This window comes from Aquabacterium sp. (genome assembly GCF_016234775.1).
Lineage (GTDB): Bacteria > Pseudomonadota > Gammaproteobacteria > Burkholderiales > Burkholderiaceae_C > Aquabacterium.
Window position 1 is genome coordinate 21,689 of sequence record NZ_JACRAH010000033.1, and the last position, 22,195, is coordinate 43,883.

Sequence of the window (22,195 nt, forward strand, 5' to 3'; positions counted from 1 at the left end):
ACGAATGATCGTCACAGAAAATTCAAAACGGAACAAACCCACCTTGAGGCATTCAAATGAGCAACATCTGGAACTCATATAACGGCAAATTACAACCAACCCTCAACCCGTACGACCTCCCTGGCATTCTTGGCGCCATGGCGAATGACCTGGGTTCCAGCGGCGTTGACCCGGCCATCATTGGCGCCCAAGTCTCCGCTTTTGCTTCGCTGTTAACACAAGGTGCCATCGACGTATGTTGGCCAAATGGCGACCGCATTCCTGCCGGGTCGAACACACTACTAGTTGCGGCATCAGGTGGCGGCAAGTCCGCCGTATTCAAAACCCTAATGGGTTCAATATCTTCATTTTTAGAACAACACGACGAAACCGAGTATGAGCAAGGCATAACTCCAGAATTCCTTATAGAAGATGCCACCCGCGAATCGACAGTACTGCATCTTTCTGAATGGCCCATTGCCGGCATTTTCACCGATGAGGCGGGCATGCTTAAGCGCCTTATAAAGGGCGGGACAGCTACGCTAGCCAAACTTCTAGACGGAAGCCCCCTAAATCACTCGCGAGTGTCTACTGGCCGCATTTCATTGCGTGGACACAGGCTATGCATGCTGCTTCTTGAGCAACCCCAGGTTTTTCAAGAAACCAAAGCCTTGCTTGGCGCGAGCGCAGGCAGCGTAGGATTGATTAATCGCTTCCATGTATTTATGGCAGACAGCCTACCTGTAGGTTCCTCACTGCACAAAATAGGCCTATCCGCACAAACAGAAAACCTATATTCAACAAGGGTAAAGGATCTACTCTCAATAACCATAAAAAACGTACGAGAAGGACGCAAACGCCATGCACTGCGACTATCCCCAGTCGCAGAACAATATTTTATCAATCTACGCGAACGCGTTCAGCAAAGGCTTGCCAGCAACGAACAACTCAACTGCATCGCTGAATATGCGAGCCGACATTCAGAGCGCGTTCTACGCCTTTCAGCAAGCATGCACGCCTTTGAGCAAGGCATCGATTCAGAGATTCAGCTCCCTACGATTCAAATTGCAGAAAATTTTGATCACAAGAGTATTGAATGCTATTTGAAAATGATTTATTCACCACCAAAAATCCCTCAGAGCGAACAGCACGCGCAGCTTATATACCAAGAGCTTTGCAAAACATACTACACATTTGGCAGCACAGATTTCCCTCTATCTATGCTCCGCAGTTCAGCGCCAAATATTGGATTAACAAAAAGTCAGTTCGACAAAGCCTTACCCATATTGGCAAGCCGAGGTGCAGTAACCATACTTGCATTTCATCGAGGCACCGGGCTACGCCTAAATGCTGCAGCAACTTTACCTTACTACGCAAACAGTCAAATCAGAACAATCACCACACGACCAAACATGGCCTTATGGTGACTGAAAAATCGGAACATTCCCACACCCCGTCAAACAAACAAAAACAGGGTAATTCACAGAGAAACTCAACAATTCACCCACCAAACAACACACCCAAACATGCCAGCAATTTTGCTTATTAGTGCCATATTAAATATTAATATTAATAAAGCAAATACAACAATAAACAACGCCGTCATCAATTGCATATACATATCTAGACCATCCCCCAAGGACAAAGGGCAGCACAAACATGACAGCCTCACTTGAATACAGATACAGCTTGTTAGGCCAAGATGGTAAAAAATATATTCTTAGCCATCATCTAGAGAACATCGCTGCGTTGATGGCATTTATGCATGAGGCGCTGTATACAAAGGATCTATTTTACAAAACACACACAGCAGGAAGAAAAACAATATCCCCTCTAGGAAAACATCTTCGATCCCTATATCAATACACTAGCGTATACAATCCCAACCACCACTTCCATCCAGCCATCTCATTTTTCCTAGAAGAGTACAGAAAGCATCAAATACATCACCTCCCAAATTTCAAGGCACACGAGATTGTTGACGGTACGTCGCTAATGTCCGATGTATTTGATAGCTTTGTAAAACACCTGCGCACTCAAGCAACAAAAACTAAAGTCAAAAAAAGGATTTCTGACTGGGAAAGCAAATTTACAAAAAATGAAAAATCCACATTAAAACTTGAGAAGTCAATTTTTGACAGGCACGCTCGAGTCGCTGTTATTCGCTTGGACTTCAGTTACCGCAAGGCCACATTCAGTCCCGACGAGATTTACGGCTTCATGCAAGCCGAATACACCGACGGCTTGACATCAAAAGCCGCGTACTGGAGCGAGGAGGATGACCTCGCCTACCACACACAACAAGAAGGTCGCGTCTCATTAGAAGAGCTACAGCGTGACCGCGCGCGTCTATTTGCCAACATGAAGGGCAAGCCAAGCCTTTTCGGGCATCTGATTGGCTATGTTTGGAGAATTGAGTGCAGCCCTAAAGCGGGGTTCCACTTGCACGTGGCATTGCTTTTCAATGGTGCACAGATCGAGCATCACGAGTGGTTAGCGCAGCAAATCGGCGAATACTGGAATCAAGACATCACAAAGGGACAAGGCCGCTTTCACAACTGCAACATGGAGTGGAAACGCACATCTCCGAACTATGGTCTAGGCATAGTTAACCACTATGACAATGAAAAGCGGTCGATCTTGCGTAGGAAGGTATTGGGTTATCTATGCAAGAACGATCAACTCGTACAGGTAACCCCCTACCCGGGCTGCAATCTCTTTGGCACTGGTTTGACACACCGAAATACAACCAAGGGGCGCGGTAGACCACGCATCAGAGGAGATGCCAACTCGAACCAACCAGGGTTGCCCCCTCAATGATCCATATCCTAAATTGTCATTTCCGTTATGTGTCAACGACTTAGACCATTGCTGTTTTGTTGAAAGGAACCGCGGTTGACTGTACTGCCACCGCCAAAGGTCAGGCTCTTCCAACCAATCCACGGGGCGTGATCATGACCGGTATGAGTGAAGAGCGCGCGCCCGAACTCAAAGAAATACTAGCTCCTGATCTGCAGCAGCGACTCCGAGGCCACCATCGACTCCCAGGCCGCCGTCACGCTGTGCAGGCTACGTATCTCATGGCCATGGCGCACCAACCGCTCGGTCAGCGCGTTGGCAGGATGCTTGTCATCCTCGGCATCTACTGGCATGACGAAGAACTGCTCCACCAAGAAGGCGACCGCTTCTTCGCACAGCGAAATCTCACTGGCGTGGTGGGGAACGCTAAATACAGAACATTCCGAAAGTTCGTAGAAGTAGTGATCATTGAAGGCGGGCCAGGTCTTGGGCGTCAGCTCAAGGTCGCCCGTCAGCATCCACCCGTCCTCACGGCCGAACATCCCGCAGCGTGAGCCCCGGACACGCAGCGCCATATTCTGCCTGTGCAGGTCGCCGCCATTTCGGCTGTTTGCTGAGCGACTGAACATAGTGAGCGAGCTCAAGTTGGAGCCGGTGATCGGCGAGGCCTTGAGCGTTGGGGCGGAAAGCGTCTTTTTGTAGACCCCCTGCATTGCCCTGCCATTGATGCGAACAACCTGTGCGTTACCCGCTGCCACATCGGCGAGGAAATCGTCGACATTCGTGTAGGCCGTTTGGTCCGCCCTATTCAGCTTGCCCGCGGCCACGGCAGCTGCAAGCTGAATCGCGAAGGCATTTGACGCCTCCTCCATCCGGTGGTTGAAGAACTTGAAGTAAACCAACGTCGCCGAGCCCTGCAGAATCTCGACACCCGCCTCGTGCTGCATCTCCTGAGTATTCTTGGCCGCGTTTTTGACACTAGGAATACTCAATGACAGCCCGCCTTGCAGCTCCTCCAGGTTCCCTCGACGTACATCATCCCGCATTTCGCCGCGGCCATCCACCATGACGATGCGCGTCCCGCTATTTTGAAGTTGCCGCAGCACATTAAAACCCTGGAACGCCTGCTTCACAGTCAACCCGTTCGCGGCCTGGTCGGCCAACGCCTGCAGCACCATGTCCGCCTGCGTCATGTAGGGTAGGAAAAGCACCTTCACCTTCTTCGCGCTGGCCAGCTCGGAGTAGTGATCGTGATCGAAATGCGAGATCACGCCAAAGTCGAAATCAACGGTCGCAAGCTTGTCGCGGATCAACGCCTTACCCTCCGTGCTATAAGCCCCGCAATCGAAGAAGTAGCGGAAATCCGCGCGTCCGCCCTTGATCCGCCCGGTATGGAAGCCGCCATGGCCCACTGGCCACTGAACGCGCTCAAACTTAATGTTCATTCTCATTTATCCATGTCTCCCGATCAGTTATGGGCTGGGGACGCCCGCCCCCGTCAACAAAGTAATGCGCACAATGGTCGCCACCCAGTTACCGGTGACGCCCACAAAGCCCTGGCGAAGTTCCGCTTTGGGTCAGTAGCCGTCCTTACATGACGAGCGGGTCATCGTCGATGTGCTGCTGGAGCCGACACCAAATATGCCGCCTCGGTCTTGTTGTTCACAGGCGGTCGCATGGACGGCGGATCCGATTCGGACTGGAATGGTGCCCCTAGCCCCCCGGGCTCAATAGTTGTCACGGGCTCTCCCACCTTTGTGTCCAGCATAATCAAAGGTACTCTAGTGCAGTACAGGGTGCGGATTGCGACAGGCCTATCGACTTGAGGCTGCTCGGAGAACATACGGGCCTCTTCAAGCTTTTTGGAGAGAAAACGCCGCTGCAGCTTCAATCGTTCCACTCGACTCGCATTCACCAGCGGATAGGCCTGCGAAACGGGTGCCAGGTCTTCAGTCAAGCAGTCCAGAAACTCTCCGATGTATTCCATGAAATCTGGCGGGCAGTGCTTGTTACGCAAGGCTGCCTCGATGAGGTGCGTCAGCAGTTCGCCGAAAGCGCCCAATTGGATTGGGAACCACGCAATCCGTTCAATGAGCTCCAGGATCATCATGCAGGTGGACTCGAAGTCGGCATCGCCCGAAGCCAAACTGCGCTTGAAGCGCTGCATGCCCAATTGCACATAGCCCCCCCCCTGTAGCAACAGCCAAATAAAGTCTCCCGCCGTCAGGGCAACGAAGGTTCTGTTGCTCAAAAACATTTGCGTGGTGGCCCTGGCGCACTGGACCGAGCAGATAGCTCCCGCATGCACCCCGTACATCAGCAGCGCTTGGGGCCAGACTCCGGGCACTTGGACTGTCTGCGTCAGCAGCGTACGTAATCGGCCATCCAGCGTCAGCAAGGTGGCCTTGTTCGCCTGCGCCAGCAGTAGAAGTTCCAGCTCTTCGTGCTGTAGTACTTGCGCCAACTCCTGGAAATCCTCGGCCGCATTCAGCTCACCATATGCCGGCTGCACCGTGCAGTACTTGTCAACCACGGCCAGCATCGCCTTGGCGAATTCAATGCGCTTTTCGCGGTGCTTGTCCTCCAGTGCAATGACAGCTATCCGGCCCTCGACCTCAGCCGCCGTACCCAGGCTGCGTCGGTCGGTCTCTTCCGTGAGTCGAGCTTTCAAAATTTCCTTGGTTACCGGGGTGATGAGCAGCTTGGGCAGCAACCCCAGCAAGTCCTGAAGACTCAGCTTGACCAACTCAGCAATGGTCACAGAATCGATGACATAGCTCGCATCCTTTCTGGCAAGTAGTTCAAGGGCTTCCTGCCGCTCGTCAGCCGTTCCCGCCGAGGCGAAGATGGCCGGGCCCTCAGTTGGCCAACCGACGGCCACATCAACGGGGGAACGCCCTTGATAGTGCGAGAAGCCACCCAAGGTCATCGCGCCTCGGGCGTAGTGCTCAAACAGCTTCTTCGATACCTCGGTGGACCGCTTGAGCTCAGCCAGCAAGTAGGCGAAGTCCTTTTCGGCGTCGCCGGATGTACCAACAGGCACCGACTTCATGTTCGGCAGGCCACTCAGCGACTCCGCGCGTTCCTGAGCCAAATGAACCATGCGGCGGTAGGCCGATTGAATCGCACACACCGTAAAGCGTCGCACCCCACCGAGCGTTTGCGTCGGAACGTCCACTGCTTGTCCAGGCTCAGCGCCAAGCAGAGCAACAGCTTCCTCTGAGGTAGCTGCATAAAAGCTTTCGCGCTTTGGGGCATCGGCAACATGGTCCGGGTCAACGATGACTTGGAAGGTGTGGCCCAGCTCATCTACCAGCATCACGGCGCTTCCCACCGCCACTGCCGGCAGCTTTTCATCCATCAACGGCAGCTCGGCCGGACCAGTCACGATGGCGAGGAAGTAGGCAGACAGCGCTTCCGGTTCTTCAAAGTTGACACGGGCCATTCGATACAGTCGGCGCATACCTCGCTGTGGCTCGCCATATCGCAGCTCGAACGAGCTCAGTTGGGCTAGGGTGCGAATAGAGCCATCGAGGCTCTCGGGTACGGCGCGAAGGTCAGCCTGGAATTGGGCCGGCGTTGAAGCACGCAAGGCAACGATGAGCTTGAACAGCCAATTCTTAGCGCGAAGCGGTAATTTGCGAACCTGAGCTTCCGCCAGAGGCTGTAAGAAGGTCCAATCTCCTGCCTGTTGGCCGAGCTCAATTGCCAGGCTGCGCACATCGTCGTCCTCGATCCAGTCCAACGGTAGTCGGCTCAGCAAGTCCTTGGCCTTGCGCCGATTGTGAGAGCGTACATAGCAGGCCAGGAGCCGGTTGTGCAGGTCAGAAAGCTTGCCTGGAGCAACCAAGCGCGCGTACCAAAGCGCCGCCTCCGCCCATTGCTGCGCGCTGTAGAGCAACTCGGCCAACGCCAGTTGGTCGGACGCTGGACTGTCTGCGGTCACGAGGGCTCGGGCCCGACCAAGCACAGCCTCCGCTTCCAAGGCTCGCCCGGCGCTCCTCAAAACTCGGGCCGCCACGCAAGCGGTGATTAAGCTACCCTGAGCGGAAATATCTGCAGCCAAGATTTCCTGGACAGCTGTGTCCCTTTCGCCCGCGCGATTCAATGCTTCCCAGCGGAGGGCTGTCAGGATTTCCACGGTGTCCGCGTGCGTCGGAGTCAATACCTTCGCGGCTTCCGCTGCTCTGGCCAGCAGGTCTACTGCGCCCTTGCTAGCGGCGAGCTCACCAAAAGCAACCAGAGCTTCTGCGTTAAATTCAGAAAGCCGCTCTTGTCCCAGGGCCAGCACTTCATCAAATCGGTGCAATTCCGACAGCGCGCCAACCCGCGTGCGCAGCAGTTCGGGTGTCTTGACGCAGTGGGCATCGGCGTCGATAGCAAGGTCGAGCGCTTCCTGAAACCTCCGCTGCAGCAGGAGCGCATATCCCAGATGGCCAGCGGTTTCTGGCACTGCCTCAGACTGGATAGACCATAGGCATTCATGCCAGGGTTCAAAGAGCTTGACCGCGTCTTCCAGCGCCTTGAGTGCCCTAGCGGGCAACACACCGTATATCGCGTCGAGAGGCTGCTTGGCGCCCCACTCCACCGCAAGCCGAAGAGTCGTGGCCCGGGTGAAGAAGCCGGCGTCGGGGTGTTCCGCAGCGAGAAAGCTGTACCTGCTCGCCTCCTCAAATTTGCCCGCGGCCTGCGCGGACATGGCCACAAGCTGAAGCACATCTGGCTCGGCCCGCAAATGATTTGGCACCTCATCGAACACGAGGCGATCACCTTTGACCATGCGGACGTTGGCCACGATAAGCCAAACCTGCTGCGACAGCGGAAACCGCTCTATCGCCTTGACGCCTGCGGCCAGGGCGTCATCAAGGTAGCCTTGCAGCATCAAACCGCGGACTTGCGCGGCAGCGAGCCGCTCATCGTCGGGGTACAACGCGAACGCCTTCAGGAAGTGCTCAGCGGCCTCCGTGCTGTCGTCTTGACTGAGCCACAGGGCTAGCCCTCGCTGCAAGTACCAGCGAGCTTGCTGGTGGGCGTCGAAGGGAGCGAAATCCTTGCCGATGGCGGCCAGATGCGTCAACGCGTCGCGGTACCTGCCGACCTTCAGCAGGTCGTTCGTGTGGTCCAGTTGCGCGCTAATCAGCTTGTCAACAGAGTCCGACCTCGCTGGGGGAAGAGCATTGCCGTGCAGAACGGCGTCTTTAGTTTCCACGAGCAGCGCGGCGATCGTCGTGAGTTGTTGCTCCTGACGGTGATACGCAGCTCCGGGCGCATGCGGAGCATAGTGGTCCTGAAGCACGCCGTAGGTGTCGATGTGGTTGGCAATGTCTTCCCAGAATTCGATCTCGACACTGAACAGGCCCTTGGCCTCCCGCTCGTCCGAAAGCAGTTGTACCTTGTGCAGCAAGGCAGCATCCGAGAGCGCGGTAGTGGCCAGCAATAGCTGCTTGATGGGTGTTTTGAACCCATCGGCCTTGGTGACCTCGTCCAGGACGTCTTCCCACTTGACTGGCTTCAGCGTGTACTTCTTGCACTGAATGCCAATGCGCCCGATGTCCGCAGATTTGATGAACACGTCCACGCCACCTTGCTTCTGACCGCGCCGCCCGTTCATCTTGGGGTTGGGGTCCTTGAAGACGACCCCGTACACCTGAGCACACATACGCTCGAAGTCAGCTTCATTTCTAGGTGCGGGTATTTCGAGTGGAATGCTGTGCACGTTTGTAATATTCCCTGAGTCGTCCTCTTAGCGGCCACATTGTGCCGAAACCTAGGGCTGCGTGGCGATTGATAGCTCACCGGCACTTTCCATCGTTTGCGTACGGATTGCATCGCACAACTCCTGCAACGTCGTTCCCTTGCTGTTCCCGGCCATGGGTCAAGACAGCAAGCCGCTTTGGCAGCAGGCGTTGATCCGCGGTCAGCTTCAGATGGCGCTGAACCTGCATCAGCAAGCAGAGCTCCAGGCGCACGGTCGGTTGGTGCCCTAAGTCCCCACCGACAACGGCGAGTCCCCCGCGAAAGACCATGCTTTCTGAAGATGCCATAAAGGACCTAGTTCGCCCCTCCGAGATGCCGGCTGGAACGTGACGCTAATTTGCAAGAAGAGGCCTGTACCAGCGGGATGCAACTGATCGGCCTCATATGCGGAAAATGAACGACCGCACCCAGCCAATTGAAAGCGTTGAGCGCCATCTCACAACTACGACAACCAGATATTTGGGCAGCGGCGATGCCACCTTTGACGACTGTTCTCAGTCAATGTAAAGGGGAGCTAACCAAGTGATCACATTGCGCCTGGAAGCTTCGAGATCGCATGTAATTGTTTGAAAGCTTTTCGCAAATGTGATGCCATGGAGAAGTGCCTGTTGCTTAGCATGCTATGTTTCAGCTAGGTCGCCGTCACCAGCCGCACGCGCCCAAATGGGCATGACGAAGACGGAGCTTTCTCCAGCCACCCTTTTCATGTTGCTCATAGGGCGGTCCGCAATGCGTGCACCGGCTTAGACGCCCCATGGAGAGAAGCATGGATATTCAGCAATTGAAGCTGTCGGCGGAGCTTGTCCGCGACCTACTTAAAGCGTGCGATGTGCGCATTGGGCATTCACAGGCTCTAGATCTTGTCGCGGCATTACCGGGGCTTAGGAATTGGCCAGAGGTTTTGGCATTTCCGGATCGTGTGTCTGCATGCACCGTAGATGCTTTTTCGGTAGCGCGCCTGGCGGGCCGACTGTGCGACAAGTACGGCGTAGATCTGTTAAGCCCAGAAGTACTGCTACGCGTGTTGATATCAGATGAGAGATTGAGATCTGTCGGTACGCGTGCACCGGTAGATTTCTCGACATATCTCACTGTGCAAGAAGTGTGTTCTGCACCAACTGCATTGCAGGCGCATCAGCGCTTCGCCGAAAACCTCGACGTACTCAAAGACTGGCAGATCATTTATGCCGACCAGCAAGACGTCGGCACGGTCAAGCTGTTGAACTTGCAGTTAGGCAACTCCGGCCTTGCTGCAACAGTGTTCAGAGGGAGGTCTCTTTGGATCATGGATGCGCCGTTTGTAGCATCTGGATCCTCTGCAAAGGTTGACCTGCGAGGAGGATCGGCGCTGTTTGTGGATTCCAACGCTGCTAGCTATGTGCGTGCGATGGCATATCAAGCTGAGCCGCAGGATAGGGTAATTCAGAATGCCCGCTTGATGAATAAGTTAGGCAGCCGCCTTCAGAACCTCAACTTCTATCTCTATCTTTGGGAGGCGCAGCGTCATTGGTCTCCAAAAACGCGGGCTCGATGCAAGGAATCGGTTGCGGCCATTCACGCGCTATCTGCGTCCGGTAGTCCTTTGTCGCTTGAATGGGGCAATCGATATAGGTGCGCATTTCGAGAGCAGGCAGAGAACTTTGCGGAAGGCCTTATCTCGGAGTTCGAACAAGACTTGGATGCGGGTTTGGCGCAAGGGATTGCGCAGCAAGTTGCCATGATGGAAGCAATTCTGGTGCGTGCGCAGATCATTCAATTGAGCTCAAAGAAATCTCCTCAGCACAAGCTTGCCTTGCTGGTGGCTTTTATGCACGAGGAGCTATCAACAATGATGTTGCGCGAACTCGTTGTGTGTGGAGACCTCTTTTCTAAGAGTGAGAACTCCAGGATGGCGCAGAAACTCAACTCGCTTCAGAATCACCCCAACCCAGAGGCCTTGCTGAGAAATTGTGCGTGGGACATGTTCATCCCCAGAGCTTTGGACATGTTGGCGGCATCCCGACCAGCGCACACCGAGCAACTGGATTTTTACCTTGCTGAATTGTTGACCTTCGATGGCGATGTGTGCGACATCCTTCGGGCAACGCAGCTAAGGGCCATTGCGCTTCATCGCCCCTCAATGCGACCGATGCCGTTCTATGACAATGATGTCGCCGAGTGGCTTGGCAATCGAGTGGGAGATAAACGTATGGCTGAGTTGGATGAGTTCTTCCAACCATCAGCCTCTAAGCAGAGATCGGAACGCAGGTCCGTGAAAGCTGTTCAAGATGTATTGCAAGAAGACTGGTCTCATCTGCTGCATTTGTTGAAGCGTGCAGCGTAGCGTCTGATTTTTTTACCTTGGCTCCCTGTCCAAGCACTATCTAGGCGCGACAGGGGGCTATCCATACCCCCCCCCCCCCCTTGGTCAAAAAATGTCTGCGGTTCTGGAGCCAATGTTGCCAGCCCCACAAGGGCGCCTTTGAACCCCATGGGGCGGAAAATACACGCCAATCCGAGTGGTCTTGTGCGTGGTTACGCGCAGACCAGTCTGACTAGATAGAGAGCAAAAGCGTTCTTGTTAGCGCTGCCTGCCCACAGATTTTTGAAGCTCATCTACCGCAGAGGTAAGCCGATATCTCTGCGCCCCCCTGCGCGCGCACTTGAATACAGATTTTTTCGGTTACGTACTACCTCCTCGATCAACAAGAAGTGCCACCGTCTCAGGGATGGTTTGGCACTTTTTTTGTTCCCAAGGCCGATGCCACTCGTCGGTGTTCCTTCGTAACCAGACAGGAGAAATCCATGCGCCCCTATCCCTCCCCTCTTGAAGATCTTGCTGCCTTCGCCATCGCATTTTTCAGCGGTGTTGCCTTCGCCGTCAGCATGACCAACTACGTCAAACGTCTGCGCAAGGAGCAACCCCATGCTCGATGACGATTCAGACTGGCCAGGTCAGACAGAAACATCTCCATTTGGCCTAGATCGCCAAAGCACCTCATCGAGCCAACTACGTTGCCCGCGATGCGGAGCCAGTCAGGTTTCGCAGCGCCACGTTGCTAGACGCGTGGGTGGAACGATTGGCTCTATTGCTGGCGCAGTAGGTGGTGTTTGTCGTGGACTTGCTGGCTACGAAGCTGGCCTGGCCATTGGTGCGCTGGCATTTGGTCCCCCGGGGGCTATGCTTGGCGCTGTTTCTGGTGCCGTGATCAGTGCTCTCATGGGTGGCACCACTGGCTGGACCATCGGTACCAAGCTCGGCTCGGCTATCGATACATCCATTTTGGACAACTATCGCTGCTTGTCATGTCAGCACAGCTTCAGTCCAACTACGCAGCCTTAATGCTCACTTGACGCATCGCCTCGTTGCGAGGTCGACTGCATCCCCCTACTTTTCGTGCACGACATCGAGCCCCCGGGCATCGGTGCGCTTTCGCGCGTCTCAATAGAAATTCACATTCATGGCTCACCTTGTAGAAAACATGGCCTATGTAGGCCAAACGCCTTGGCATGAACTCGGCCACCAGCTCCCGCCCAAACAACCCATTGAGGTCTGGGCAAAAAGTGCCGGCATGGACTGGTCCATTTGCGAAACCCCTGTGCGCTATATGACTGAGCGCAGCGGAATGCTCGGGGAGATCAAAACGGTCGATGATCAAAAGGTCCTCTTCCGCAGTGACACCAAGGCTGCCTTGTCTGTCGTTGGTGGCCGCTACCAGGTGGTTCAACCAAAGACCGTCCTGGAGTTCTATCGTGATCTCACCGAAGTGTCCGGGTTCGAACTAGAGACTGCGGGCGTTCTCAAAGGCGGCCGCAAATTCTGGGCATTGGCCAAAACAGGCAAGACCAGTGTGCTCAAAGGCCACGATGTTGTACACGGCTACATCCTGCTGGCTTCGTCCTGCGATGGCACCTTGGCAACCATTGCCACGCCAACCACCGTGCGCGTGGTGTGCAACAACACCCTCACCGTTGCACTCAATGGAGCAACCCACGCCGTCCGGGTGCCGCACAGCACAACCTTCGACGCCCAAGCCGTCAAGCAGCGACTTGGCATTGCAGTAAGCCAGTGGGACAGCTTCATGTACCGCATGAAGGCGCTGTCAGAGCGCAAGGTAAAGAGCCACGAGTCCATGAACTACTTTCTCAGAGTCATGTGTCAGACGGACTTGTCAGGCCCTGCGAATGCGTCCAGCCCAGCCCTGGTCAACGAGCGCGCACTCAAAGCCGTGCAAGCGCTCTACGACGGACAGGGTAAAGGCGCCGAGTTGGCCTCAGCCCAAGGTACCGCTTGGGGCCTGTTGAATGCCGTCACCCAGTTCGTGGACCACGAACGCCGCGCGCGCAGCCAAGATCATCGATTGGACAGTGCGTGGTTTGGCCAAGGTGCCTCGCTCAAGCAACGTGCACTGGACCATGCCCTGCAGTTGGTTGCCTGAATTCATTCTTTCTCGCCTACGGCATAAGCCCCGCTCAGTTGATTCTGGGCGGGGCTTTTTGTTTGTCTTGCTCAATCAATGGAATCAACATGAACAACGCACAGTCAACGCCCAAGCCCATACGAAGTAGGCCTGCGCTCAAGCTGATCAAAACCACGGACCTCAGTCGTGACGATTGGCTCAAGGTTCGCCAAGGTGGTATCGGCAGCTCTGACGCGGCAGCCGCTGTGGGACTCAACCCCTACCAATCTCAGTTGGCACTCTGGCTGAACAAGACCGGGCGTGATGCCCTCATGGACAAGCCCGATCCAAACGATGAGACCAGCCCCATGTACTGGGGCACCTTGCTGGAACCCATCGTGGCAGCGCATTACACCAAGCGAACGGGTAACCGGGTACGCAAGGTCAATGCGGTGCTACAGCACCCGAGCCATCCGTGGATGCGTGCGAACCTGGACCGCGAGGTCATGGGATGCGAAGACGTACAAATCTTGGAATGCAAGACTGCTGGACTCAACGGTGCTCGCTTGTGGCAAGACGGAGTGCCCGAATACGTGCAGCTTCAAGTCATGCACCAGTTGGCCGTCACAGGAAAACAGGCTGCTGATGTGGCGGTGTTGATTTGCGGTCAAGAGTTGCGCGTGCACCGTATCGAGCGTGACGAAACCATGATCGCTCGCCTGATCGAGTTGGAGAGTCGCTTTTGGCAAATGGTGGAACGTGACCAGGCGCCACCAGCCGATGGCTCTGATTCTGCACACAAGGCTTTGTTGGCGCTCTACCCCCAGGACACGGGTCAAACAGTCGATCTCTCAGGGGATGTTGGCATGGCAGCCGTGTTCTCCGACTTGCTGGCCGTACGTCAGATGCTGTCTGCGCAAACCCAGTTGGAAGAACAACTCAAGCAACAGATCCAACAGCGCATGGGCGAGGCTACGCGAGCCATTTTTGAGACTGGCGAGGTCAGTTGGAAGCGCTGCAAAGATGGATTGTCCTTCGACGTGGACAGGCTGGCCCAAGAACACGGCGCGCTGCTTGAGCGCTATGCCACGACACGTGTTGGCACTCGGCGATTCTTGGTCACGCCGCAAAAGTAGCCCGTCAAGCCCGCACCGCCCCCCACACACCGTGACCAGGCTTTGCTCAATGCATGCCATGGCTCACCTTCATTTCAAAGGATATTGATCATGATGCTCAAAGGACTGGCGTTGACGCCACCTGTCATTGGCCGAATCTCCATCGGCAGAGTCGTCGAACGTAATGGCAAGCGCTTGCCGGAAAAGGACGATGAGTTCACGCTCACCAGCCAGGTTCAGCAACGCGATGGGTGGATAGCGCATCCGCTTGACGAGGTATTGCGCCGAGCCAATGCCGCAGCAAAGTTGCGCAGCATTCCCATTCGACTCTTGTTTGATGACCCGGACCTGAATCTGCGCGCTAGCTATAGCTTGTTTGATCGCAACACCGGTCGCCCTATCTGTGTTGGAGATGGCCAGTCATGCCGCCGCTCAACGTCAGCGGGCATGCAGGTACTGCCCTGCCCTTCTCCTGAGGCCTGTGAGCCTTCAAATAGCCAATGCAAACCTTTTGGACGGCTCAATGTGCGAGTGGACACGACGACCTTGGATCTAGAGCGCGCGGAAGCAAAATCGACAAGCAAAGGTGATGAGGACGCGCTAGGCAGCTTCATCTTTCGGACCACAGGCTTCAACAGTATCCGCACCCTGGCAACTCGACTGCGCTATTTCCATGCCGTTTCTGGTGGACGACTCTCAACCATGCCACTTGAATTGCGCTTGCGTGGCAAGTCAACGGCTCAATCGCATCGAGCGCCGATTTACTACGTGGACTTGGCTCCACGAACAGGATGCGCGTTAACTGAGACCGTTGCCTGGGCCCTCGCTGAGTGGGATCAGCGGCAAGCGTCTGGGTTCAACCAGAGCGCCCTTGACGAGGCAGCACGCACTGGTCTGGCGATGGGGGCGTTTGAAGAGTCTGCTGAGGAGTCTCAGTCAGTGGTGGAAGAGTTCTTTCCAGCCAACCATCTGGACACCGACTCAACTGGCAATGAGCACCCTACGGCACAGCACACGCTGGCCGACAAGTTGGCACGAAAACTCACTTAGTCCACCAAGGCAACAAAGTGAAGCCCCCTGTTAGCCGGTTGCGGGTCGTCACAAAACGGGGGGCACGTTCCTCTGCACCTTCAAGCGCCGCTCAACCTCTTTGAGCAAGTCAGACGGTGCAATGTCCAAGGCATCGCACAAGCGGAACACCATTCGAACGCTCGGGCTATTGCGGCCCAGTTCTATCAGGGACAAGTAATTTCGGTCCACGTCCGCGCGCAACGCCAAGTCGGTCTGTGACCACTTGCGTTTGGTTCGCAGGCTTCGCAGTGCCTGCCCGAATGCTTGATCTGGTTCCAAGGGCTTGCTCAATAAGGTGAGCAAGGTTCAGGCGCGAGAACATCCGAATTGCCGCATATATACGGCAAAATGATTTCAGTGAGTGATGCCAAAACCACCGCAGGGAACTCACTCCTGAGGCTCCAAATTGGATGGACATATAGGCAAACACCGCTGCAGATGGACGCCTGTCGTCCACTTCCGCTTTTCAAGGGGCTGGGCTGCCACCATTCATTTAGGGGGGCCTGACCGATTTCAAGAGGGTTGTACTTATGAGATTCGAAATCAGCGAACGCGTCACGACCTCCCGGTCTGACAAAGAACTGCTTGCCGCGCTGCAAGCGCAATTCCAAAAAGTCGCACATCGTGTTGACACAGATGGTCAGCGCTTCAAGGCCTCTGCCTTGGATGCCTCCTTTGGTTCGATCAACCGCAAAGACGAAGCCCTGGTCTACGTCAAGCCCATTGAGGGTGGCCAACTCCTTGTCGCCGATGTGCTCTATCGCCCTTCCATGGCGTTCTGGATCATTTTGCTGATCACGGCGTTCTCGGCGATCGGCTGGCTCATTCCCATCTTCTTTTACATCACGCAGAAAAAGACTGTGGAACAGGCTGTGCGTACTTGCTTCGAGCGTGTCAAGAACGAGTTCACACAAGCGGGCCTTGCGCGCAGTCCTGTGCCATCCACCTCCTTTGAGGACGCCTTAGAGCAATTGGGCCGACTCAAGGACAAGGGCCTTTTGAACGACGAAGAGTTTGCAGCCCGAAAGCAAACCCTGCTGGATGCCCACGCGCAAGGTGCTCAGGCACGGTCGCCAGCCGTGATCGCTCAACATGGGTATGTCGGCAGTGAACCACAATCTATCCATGGCGGACCACACGCCATCGACCTGGATCTTCCGCCAGGTATCAAGGGCTGGTCATGGGGTGCATTCTTCCTCAACTTCTTTTGGGCCATCCCCAATCGCACCTGGATCGGTCTGCTTACGGCCATTCCCATCATTGGATTCCCGATGCCATTCGTTTTGGGATTCAAAGGACGTGAATGGGCCTGGCGCAATCGACAGTGGGATAGCGTCGAGCACTTCAACCGTGTGCAACGTCAATGGACGGTGGCGGGCGCCGTCTTCTACGTGGTGGCTATATCCATCGTTATCGTTGGCAAAGCCTACCCCGTGCTGGAGTCCAAGTTCAATCAGGCCGATGAGGCTGAGCACTCAGCCTTAAAAGAACTCGGCGGCACGCAACCTGCCAGTCATATCCAACAGGAAGTCGTCGCCTCCTCTGGCACTTCCCTTGAATCATCACCAATGGCCCAAACGCCAGCCAATAACGTCACCGGAAACTTAGATCTTCAGACGGTCAACATGGCGTTCGCCGCTGATACCGTGGCGGGAAAGATCTCCATGGGTTTGGACATGCAACAGCAAGCGCACATCCTTCTCAATGGGGCCCCCATATTCAAGAGGGATCCGGCCATTCGCAGAACGCCAGTCAAGCTCTTTGACCTCTCGGGACACCGTCAAGCACTGTTGGTAGCCAGTGTCGGAGGCCGAGGGAAATGCGACACCTTGTATTTCTTCGTCATCTTGAGTAAGACCCAGGGAGCCAGTTGGACTCCTGAATTTGGATCGTGCTCCGGAGGAGGTCAATACATACAGACAGGCGATCGCATTGATCTCTCGATTCCTGACAACGGATTGATCTTGCACGTTCGCTTCGAAAACGATCAGGTTACTGAAAACGGGCATGTGATCGCATTCCATCCAGATAGCGATGACATCACCCCTATTCAATAACCCACGCAATCGTTAAGCCCCCAGGCCCCAACTCCATCGTGGTGCTGCGGGGCGAGGTCACACCAGAGGCAGCACACAGCTCGATCACTTTGATAGAGACGCCTTCATTGGCGAGCTTCTCGGCAGTCTGAATGGCTGAGGTTCCTGTGCGTAACGGGCCCAGCGCTCGCCGACCACTTCTTCGCACTGGCCATTGGTCGTAGTTGTCGACACCGACCTATGTATCGCTGTGACGGCGCTTGTCGCATGCCGGAGAAAGCGATCGACGCCAGTTAGTGCCTTCATCAAACCTAAATTTGCGCAAATCAATCATGAAACTCAAACACAAACTCATTCTTGCCTACATCGCCATTGGCCTGCTGTACGCCTGCTACGCCCACTTCTTTGGCTCCAACCCTAGCAAACCCTGGGGCTGGCACATCGGTCAGGGATTAGTTTGGCCTGCGGTGCTGATTCCTGGCCTTGGCTCACTGATCGGCGGCGTGATCATCATCGCCTTCGTGATCGCCATCACTGTGCTGTAAGCAAGCACGCATCCACGTCAAGGATCTAGCGATGAGGTATCCAAATATCAACACCACCTTACGGTGGTGCATGGGCGCAGCCATGATCATGCTGATAGCTGGCTGCGATGGCAGCATCAACTTCACCATTGACGGCGCGGTCAAACACTCCACAAACGGCGAACTATTCAGGGGCGCGGCCTTCAACCGTGAAACCATTGACGAAGCCCCTGAAAGATCGAAGAGCCGTAGAGATCTGTACGAGTTTGTAGCGGATAAGGCGGGGGTGGACACAAAGCGCAACTTCTTGGAGACGCTGCGCGCCAATCCTCACTACAGCGACGTGGTGATCACCAGCAAGCCCTTGGCACCAGGGAATGAAACTGTGGACGCCATACAGGTGAAATTTGAGGTTGATAAACAAGTCCATGTTGCCATCAACTTCTTTCAACCAGAGAAACGGGTATTGGGTCCACTTCGCTTGAACAAGCTACCGATTTTGGACTCCATTGCTATATCCATGAACGGCAGCCCCATCAGGACGACAGACGGCGACGAGATTCTGTTGGCTCGGATTTTGAGCAGTGAAGCCGACGACTTCTCAAACCGTCTGAGTAAGGCCGTTCAATCGTTGAAGGAACAAGCCCTCATCGAGACGCAGTGCAGGAAAGCGCTACCCAACACAGATGACTTCGAGGCAAACCCGATGCTTAGTCCTCCAGAGAAAGAGCGGGCTTACCGAACGTTTGAGCAACGGCAAACCGAACTGGTCAAAACATGCGTGCAGCAACGCATTCACCAAGGCAATCACTGAATCCAAACACAACGCCATAAAGCCCATCTAGACGAGAGTTGTCTAGATGGGCTAACAGGACAACTCCAATTTTTGCTGCTCGAAGCGATTTAACAGCAAACCAATAGGTGCAACTGCATAGTCGCGCTGGTTCGCCGACGTGTTGGTATCCGTTATTACGAAACAGGCGTAGTGAAGCGTTCAGTGGCGGGCTATCTTTTTGCGTCCAGTTGCGCTACCGGCAGCCAACCGTACTCATCTGGAGCATCTGCTCCGACGGCAGGCAGGGGAGCATTGCCTTGCTACATACAAGCTGCAGGAGCACTAGGCAGCACACATTTTTTCCTCGCAGCCCACTGGAAGCGAAGTCGCCGCATCCAGTGGGTAGCTCCAAGGTCGGAAAGAAGATCTGAAGATCTCTTGCCCCAGGCTACAAACCGGCGCTGATTAGCCTCGCTTGCCAATAACTGGGATCAAGGACCGGTCTTTATCAGCAAGGCGACGCAGCTTCGAATGATCAACGCCAAGGGCTCTGGCTGTGAACAGTTCGAGCTGATCATCCATCAGACCAGCCACAAGCATCAGCTTCTCGACATTGGCTCGATCTCTAGCAGTTGGAACAGGCGCTGCAGCAATTTCAACTGCATCGCACGAAGTGGCAGAGCGAGCAGTCTTGCATGTAGTGCTCCCATCTGCATCACCGCGAGCTTGGAGCTTGCCGTGAGACGTCCCAGACTTAGACACATCAACTCGGTCTCGATGTGCCGTTGATCGTTCCTTTTTAGATGCAGTGGGCGCCCCCTTCGCATTCAGACTCTGTCGCTCGCGGCGGGGCGATGCTCTTGTACTCAATGGTGGCGCTACTGCCTCATGGGAATCCTCGCGTACTTTTGCTGCAGGCGCCTGCGGCAGACGGGAAACCGGTTTGTTCACGGTATCCCGTCTCGCGGAGGCGTCCGACCGCCTATGGGGGACAGTGGGCGGCGCATCGGCTCGGGATTCGGCAGACGTTGGTCCGTCAGCCGCAGGGGCAAGTGGCCCAGCATTTTCTCTCAGATGGTGCGCCATGAGATTTCTCTTGGTTGCAAGTTTAAAAAAGACCCCCGCTCGCCTTCCAGCAGCTCTACGGCGGCCTGCCAGTAGTCCATGCAAATCTCTGTCATTTCTTATCCCCTCCTTGCGTCCGATGATTGACGCTTGCCAGTACCGTCCTCTCCGGATTGCTTGGTAGTTCTATGTTGAGCGCTGCATAGGCTTCGGGGCCAAGTGCCAGCGAAACCAAATCCATGAACAGTGCCTTGTCTTCGCAGTTGTTGGCCAATTCTTGCAACGTCGTGAAGTAGTCGCCGCGCGCGATCGATTCATTGGCGCGGTAAAGGTGAGTTCGGGCAGTGTGCTTGTCGATGCCCATGGCGGTCGCCATGTCGTCGTCAGACATCTGCTGCAGGTGATGCAGGTGCCACGCCACCTGCTGCTTCTGAGACAGCTTGCGAAGCGCACCCTCCAGCACCATACGCAGATCGCGTCTCAGTGCCTCATTAGCAAGCGTCTCGTCACAGTGCATGGCGGCAGCGATGATCGGATGCAGGCGCCACTGCAGCGACGAAGCGTCAAACTCCGGTTCGCCGGCTTCGCGACCAACGTCTGCAAGCACTGCTTTCTCAAACTGAGCGATGAGATAGTTACCGTCGCGACCGTAGGCGTTCAAGTGGTCTGAACTGGTTCGGCCATAGAGGGCGTCCTCATAGGCCTTCTCGAAGACATTGAGTGCCTCGTTGCCCACCTCGAACACGTTCGAATTGGTCGCCGACTCAGGGACGTCCTGCGTTTGCAGCCAACTTATCGTCCAGCCGAGGGCATAAGCAAAGGCCTTCGAGCCTCGTACCTCGTCCTCCGACGGAAGTACGGGCCGCTCACGGCGCGCAGCACGGAGAAGGGTTGGATGCGCCCGCCCCCGGCTTTCCAGAAGGATCGGAAGCAGCGTGAGAGCGGGAGCATGGGCGACCAGCAGCCACTCGGCGTGAACTGCGGCAAGCCCCAGCAGCAGTTCCGACAGCACAAAAGGCAAGAAGGCGATAGTGCTAGCCGTAATCTGATCCGCATCGAGGGGACGGCGGTAGTGCACTTGAACCGTCGCCCTCACCGCGCGAAACACCATGAGCATCAAGTGGTCACCAGCCGGCTTGATGGCATAGGTTCTACACAGTTCCATCACTGCGACCGCGATGGCGCCCCGATCGATGTGCTGCATCACCTCGCGAAGGAGCTTCTCCTGCTCCTTCGGTGCGATCGGGCTCAGAATGACCGCCTTTCCTGATTTCGCCAAGTCTCCGATCCCCTCCGGGGTACGGGAAAGCGGCTGGACGGCAGGTTGGCGTTTGCGCGGGGCCATAGGAGAACCTTTGGTGCTTTGGTGTTGAAGACGTCAGCGAGTCTTAAAGCGATGCAGATCGGAAGTTGAATGAAGCCAGTGTGGCAGGCCGCCTCGCCTACCGCCATATGCGGGTATCCCTGTAGTGCGACTTTGCGCACCTAAACGCCACCACTCGGTCGTCATCGGCTTTGTTTTTTGTGAGCAGAGAGACGTTGGCCAAGACAGTCAACGGTCAACATAGCCTTAACCCGGCCTTTGCACCACCCGTCTTCAGGTGGCAGTCGGGTCTTTGAGCAGGCAAGCGTGACTGCGCTCATCGGGCAAATACAAAATTTCTTGTCTCCGCCATTCCACGCCGCTTGACTTGGCAGCTTGCAATTGAGGTTTGCAATCGGCGCTGAGATGGCTACTCGATTCATTCCACTCCTGCGCTTTGCGTCGACTACTAGGGAAACCCGGACCCTTCGGCGCCTGGTCCGCATGTGACGGCGAAGGTCCTCTTTGCCAGGAAGAGCCGCGTCTCGATCATTCGTTCTGCCCAGCTGTATTTCAGCGGGGTCGGACCAGGTCACCGCCTTGGCCACCACGAAAGATCCCATGAAGGTCGCCGTCATTCAGCAAGTCGCTCCTGCAACGCTCGCCGACGCCCAGGAGTCCAGCTACCGTGTCGCAGAGATCCAAGACCAACGCGCCCGCTTCGGTCGTGCCTTCCCGGGTTGGATGCAGCCCGCCATCACGTGGATCAGCGGCAAGGCACTGCCTGGCCAACATCCACTGATGCCGCACCTGTGCACGCCGATGGGCAAGGTGTTCGCGGCGGCTTGGACGCTGGCCAGCGGCGTCGCGCTCGGCGTCGATGCGCTGCGCGTGTTTTCGTAGATCAAGGAGTCAACATGTTTAACGAAATCTCTGGCGTAGCCATCTCTTCCGTACCGCAACTGATCATTGCGTGGCTGTTCGTGGTTGGTGGCGCGCGCCGGTGCCAGGTCGAACTGAACCACTACGCAGTGCACAACCGCCTGTTCAAGGTTAAGGACAAACAGGGGGGCACCAAGAAGGTCAACCTGAACCGTTGGTTCGTCGAAATCATCAGCACCATCCTATTTATTCAGGACTACGACGGCTACTACAAGGACCACATCGGCGGCCACCACCGCTTCAACGTGTTTTGCGGTCCGACTGACGCTGACTGGAACTTCCTGCAGCACTTGGGCCTGAAACCTGGTATGAGGTTGCCCCTGGATTTCGGAGTGCTTAGCCCGGGTTGTCATGCGGCGTTCTTGCGCTGAGCCACCAGCCAGCGTTGCTCGTACTGCATGGGGCTGAGGTAGCCCAGCGCCGAATGCAAACGAGCATGATTGTAGAAGG

General features: G+C 55.5%; 17 protein-coding genes. 12 read left to right on the forward strand and 5 right to left on the reverse strand.

Going from position 1 to position 22,195, the window contains the following annotated elements; genetic code table 11:
- The first annotated feature begins 56 nt into the window (after nucleotides 1-56).
- Nucleotides 57-1,406 carry a DUF3987 domain-containing protein gene (locus tag HY836_RS09790; RefSeq protein WP_290675906.1) on the forward strand — a complete coding sequence of 450 codons (1,350 nt, stop codon included), beginning with the start codon at nucleotides 57-59 and terminating at the stop codon, nucleotides 1,404-1,406.
- A 232-nt stretch (nucleotides 1,407-1,638) separates the two neighbouring features.
- On the forward strand, nucleotides 1,639-2,799 hold the full coding sequence (locus tag HY836_RS09795; RefSeq protein ID WP_290675907.1) for an inovirus-type Gp2 protein: 1,161 nt from the start codon (nucleotides 1,639-1,641) through the stop codon (nucleotides 2,797-2,799).
- Nucleotides 2,800-2,978: 179 nt separating this feature from the next.
- Here the strand turns inward: HY836_RS09795 and HY836_RS09800 are convergent, their stop codons facing one another.
- Together HY836_RS09800 and HY836_RS09805 are read right to left on the reverse strand one after the other, a co-directional pair.
- On the reverse strand, nucleotides 2,979-4,223 hold the full coding sequence (locus HY836_RS09800) for a hypothetical protein (RefSeq protein WP_290675908.1): 1,245 nt from the start codon (nucleotides 4,221-4,223) through the stop codon (nucleotides 2,979-2,981).
- 161 nt (nucleotides 4,224-4,384) lie between these two features.
- Nucleotides 4,385-8,494, reverse strand: coding sequence for a hypothetical protein (locus HY836_RS09805; RefSeq protein ID WP_290675909.1), 4,110 nt, complete (start codon nucleotides 8,492-8,494; stop codon nucleotides 4,385-4,387).
- 807 nt (nucleotides 8,495-9,301) lie between these two features.
- Between HY836_RS09805 and HY836_RS09810 the strand changes: the two genes are divergently transcribed.
- The 5 genes from HY836_RS09810 (at nucleotide 9,302) to HY836_RS09830 (ending at nucleotide 15,079) form a co-directional block, all read left to right on the forward strand.
- A complete protein-coding gene (locus HY836_RS09810; protein WP_290675910.1) occupies nucleotides 9,302-10,858 on the forward strand; it encodes a hypothetical protein in 1,557 nt (518 codons plus the stop codon).
- A gap of 461 nt (nucleotides 10,859-11,319) precedes the next feature.
- Nucleotides 11,320-11,451, forward strand: coding sequence for a hypothetical protein (locus tag HY836_RS09815; RefSeq protein ID WP_290675911.1), 132 nt, complete (start codon nucleotides 11,320-11,322; stop codon nucleotides 11,449-11,451).
- A gap of 524 nt (nucleotides 11,452-11,975) precedes the next feature.
- Entirely contained in the window at nucleotides 11,976-12,953 is a 978-nt protein-coding gene (locus tag HY836_RS09820; protein ID WP_290675913.1) for a DUF932 domain-containing protein, read from the forward strand.
- Nucleotides 12,954-13,042: 89 nt separating this feature from the next.
- Nucleotides 13,043-14,050, forward strand: a complete 1,008-nt coding sequence (locus HY836_RS09825; protein ID WP_290675914.1) for a lambda-exonuclease family protein — start codon at nucleotides 13,043-13,045, stop codon at nucleotides 14,048-14,050.
- 93 nt (nucleotides 14,051-14,143) lie between these two features.
- Nucleotides 14,144-15,079 carry a phage capsid protein gene (locus HY836_RS09830; RefSeq protein WP_290675921.1) on the forward strand — a complete coding sequence of 312 codons (936 nt, stop codon included), beginning with the start codon at nucleotides 14,144-14,146 and terminating at the stop codon, nucleotides 15,077-15,079.
- A gap of 48 nt (nucleotides 15,080-15,127) precedes the next feature.
- Here the strand turns inward: HY836_RS09830 and HY836_RS09835 are convergent, their stop codons facing one another.
- Nucleotides 15,128-15,403, reverse strand: coding sequence for a helix-turn-helix domain-containing protein (locus HY836_RS09835; protein WP_367114670.1), 276 nt, complete (start codon nucleotides 15,401-15,403; stop codon nucleotides 15,128-15,130).
- Between the two features lie 227 nt (nucleotides 15,404-15,630).
- On the opposite strand from HY836_RS09835, the gene HY836_RS09840 reads away from it, so the two are divergent.
- The 3 genes from HY836_RS09840 to HY836_RS09850 all read left to right on the forward strand — a co-directional run bounded on the left by HY836_RS09840 (nucleotide 15,631) and on the right by HY836_RS09850 (nucleotide 18,474).
- Entirely contained in the window at nucleotides 15,631-17,157 is a 1,527-nt protein-coding gene (locus HY836_RS09840; RefSeq protein ID WP_290675915.1) for an SHOCT domain-containing protein, read from the forward strand.
- A 311-nt stretch (nucleotides 17,158-17,468) separates the two neighbouring features.
- Nucleotides 17,469-17,681, forward strand: coding sequence for a hypothetical protein (locus HY836_RS09845; protein WP_290675916.1), 213 nt, complete (start codon nucleotides 17,469-17,471; stop codon nucleotides 17,679-17,681).
- Between the two features lie 70 nt (nucleotides 17,682-17,751).
- On the forward strand, nucleotides 17,752-18,474 hold the full coding sequence (locus tag HY836_RS09850; protein WP_290675917.1) for a hypothetical protein: 723 nt from the start codon (nucleotides 17,752-17,754) through the stop codon (nucleotides 18,472-18,474).
- 1,138 nt (nucleotides 18,475-19,612) lie between these two features.
- On the opposite strand, the gene HY836_RS09855 is transcribed toward HY836_RS09850, so the two are convergent.
- Complete coding sequence (locus tag HY836_RS09855; protein ID WP_290675918.1) at nucleotides 19,613-20,845, reverse strand: hypothetical protein; 1,233 nt, start codon at nucleotides 20,843-20,845, stop codon at nucleotides 19,613-19,615.
- 579 nt (nucleotides 20,846-21,424) lie between these two features.
- Between HY836_RS09855 and HY836_RS09860 the strand changes: the two genes are divergently transcribed.
- Nucleotides 21,425-21,706 (forward strand): hypothetical protein, encoded by a 282-nt coding sequence (locus HY836_RS09860; protein ID WP_290675919.1) that lies wholly within the window; start codon nucleotides 21,425-21,427, stop codon nucleotides 21,704-21,706.
- Nucleotides 21,707-21,720: 14 nt separating this feature from the next.
- Nucleotides 21,721-22,116: a hypothetical protein gene (locus tag HY836_RS09865; RefSeq protein ID WP_290675920.1), complete on the forward strand. Its 396-nt coding sequence runs from the start codon at nucleotides 21,721-21,723 to the stop codon at nucleotides 22,114-22,116.
- Here HY836_RS09865 and HY836_RS09870 read toward each other — a convergent pair.
- A partial coding sequence (locus tag HY836_RS09870) for an IS3 family transposase (RefSeq protein ID WP_290675923.1) occupies nucleotides 22,095-22,195 on the reverse strand: 101 nt, incomplete at its 5' end. The genes HY836_RS09865 and HY836_RS09870 overlap by 22 nt on opposite strands.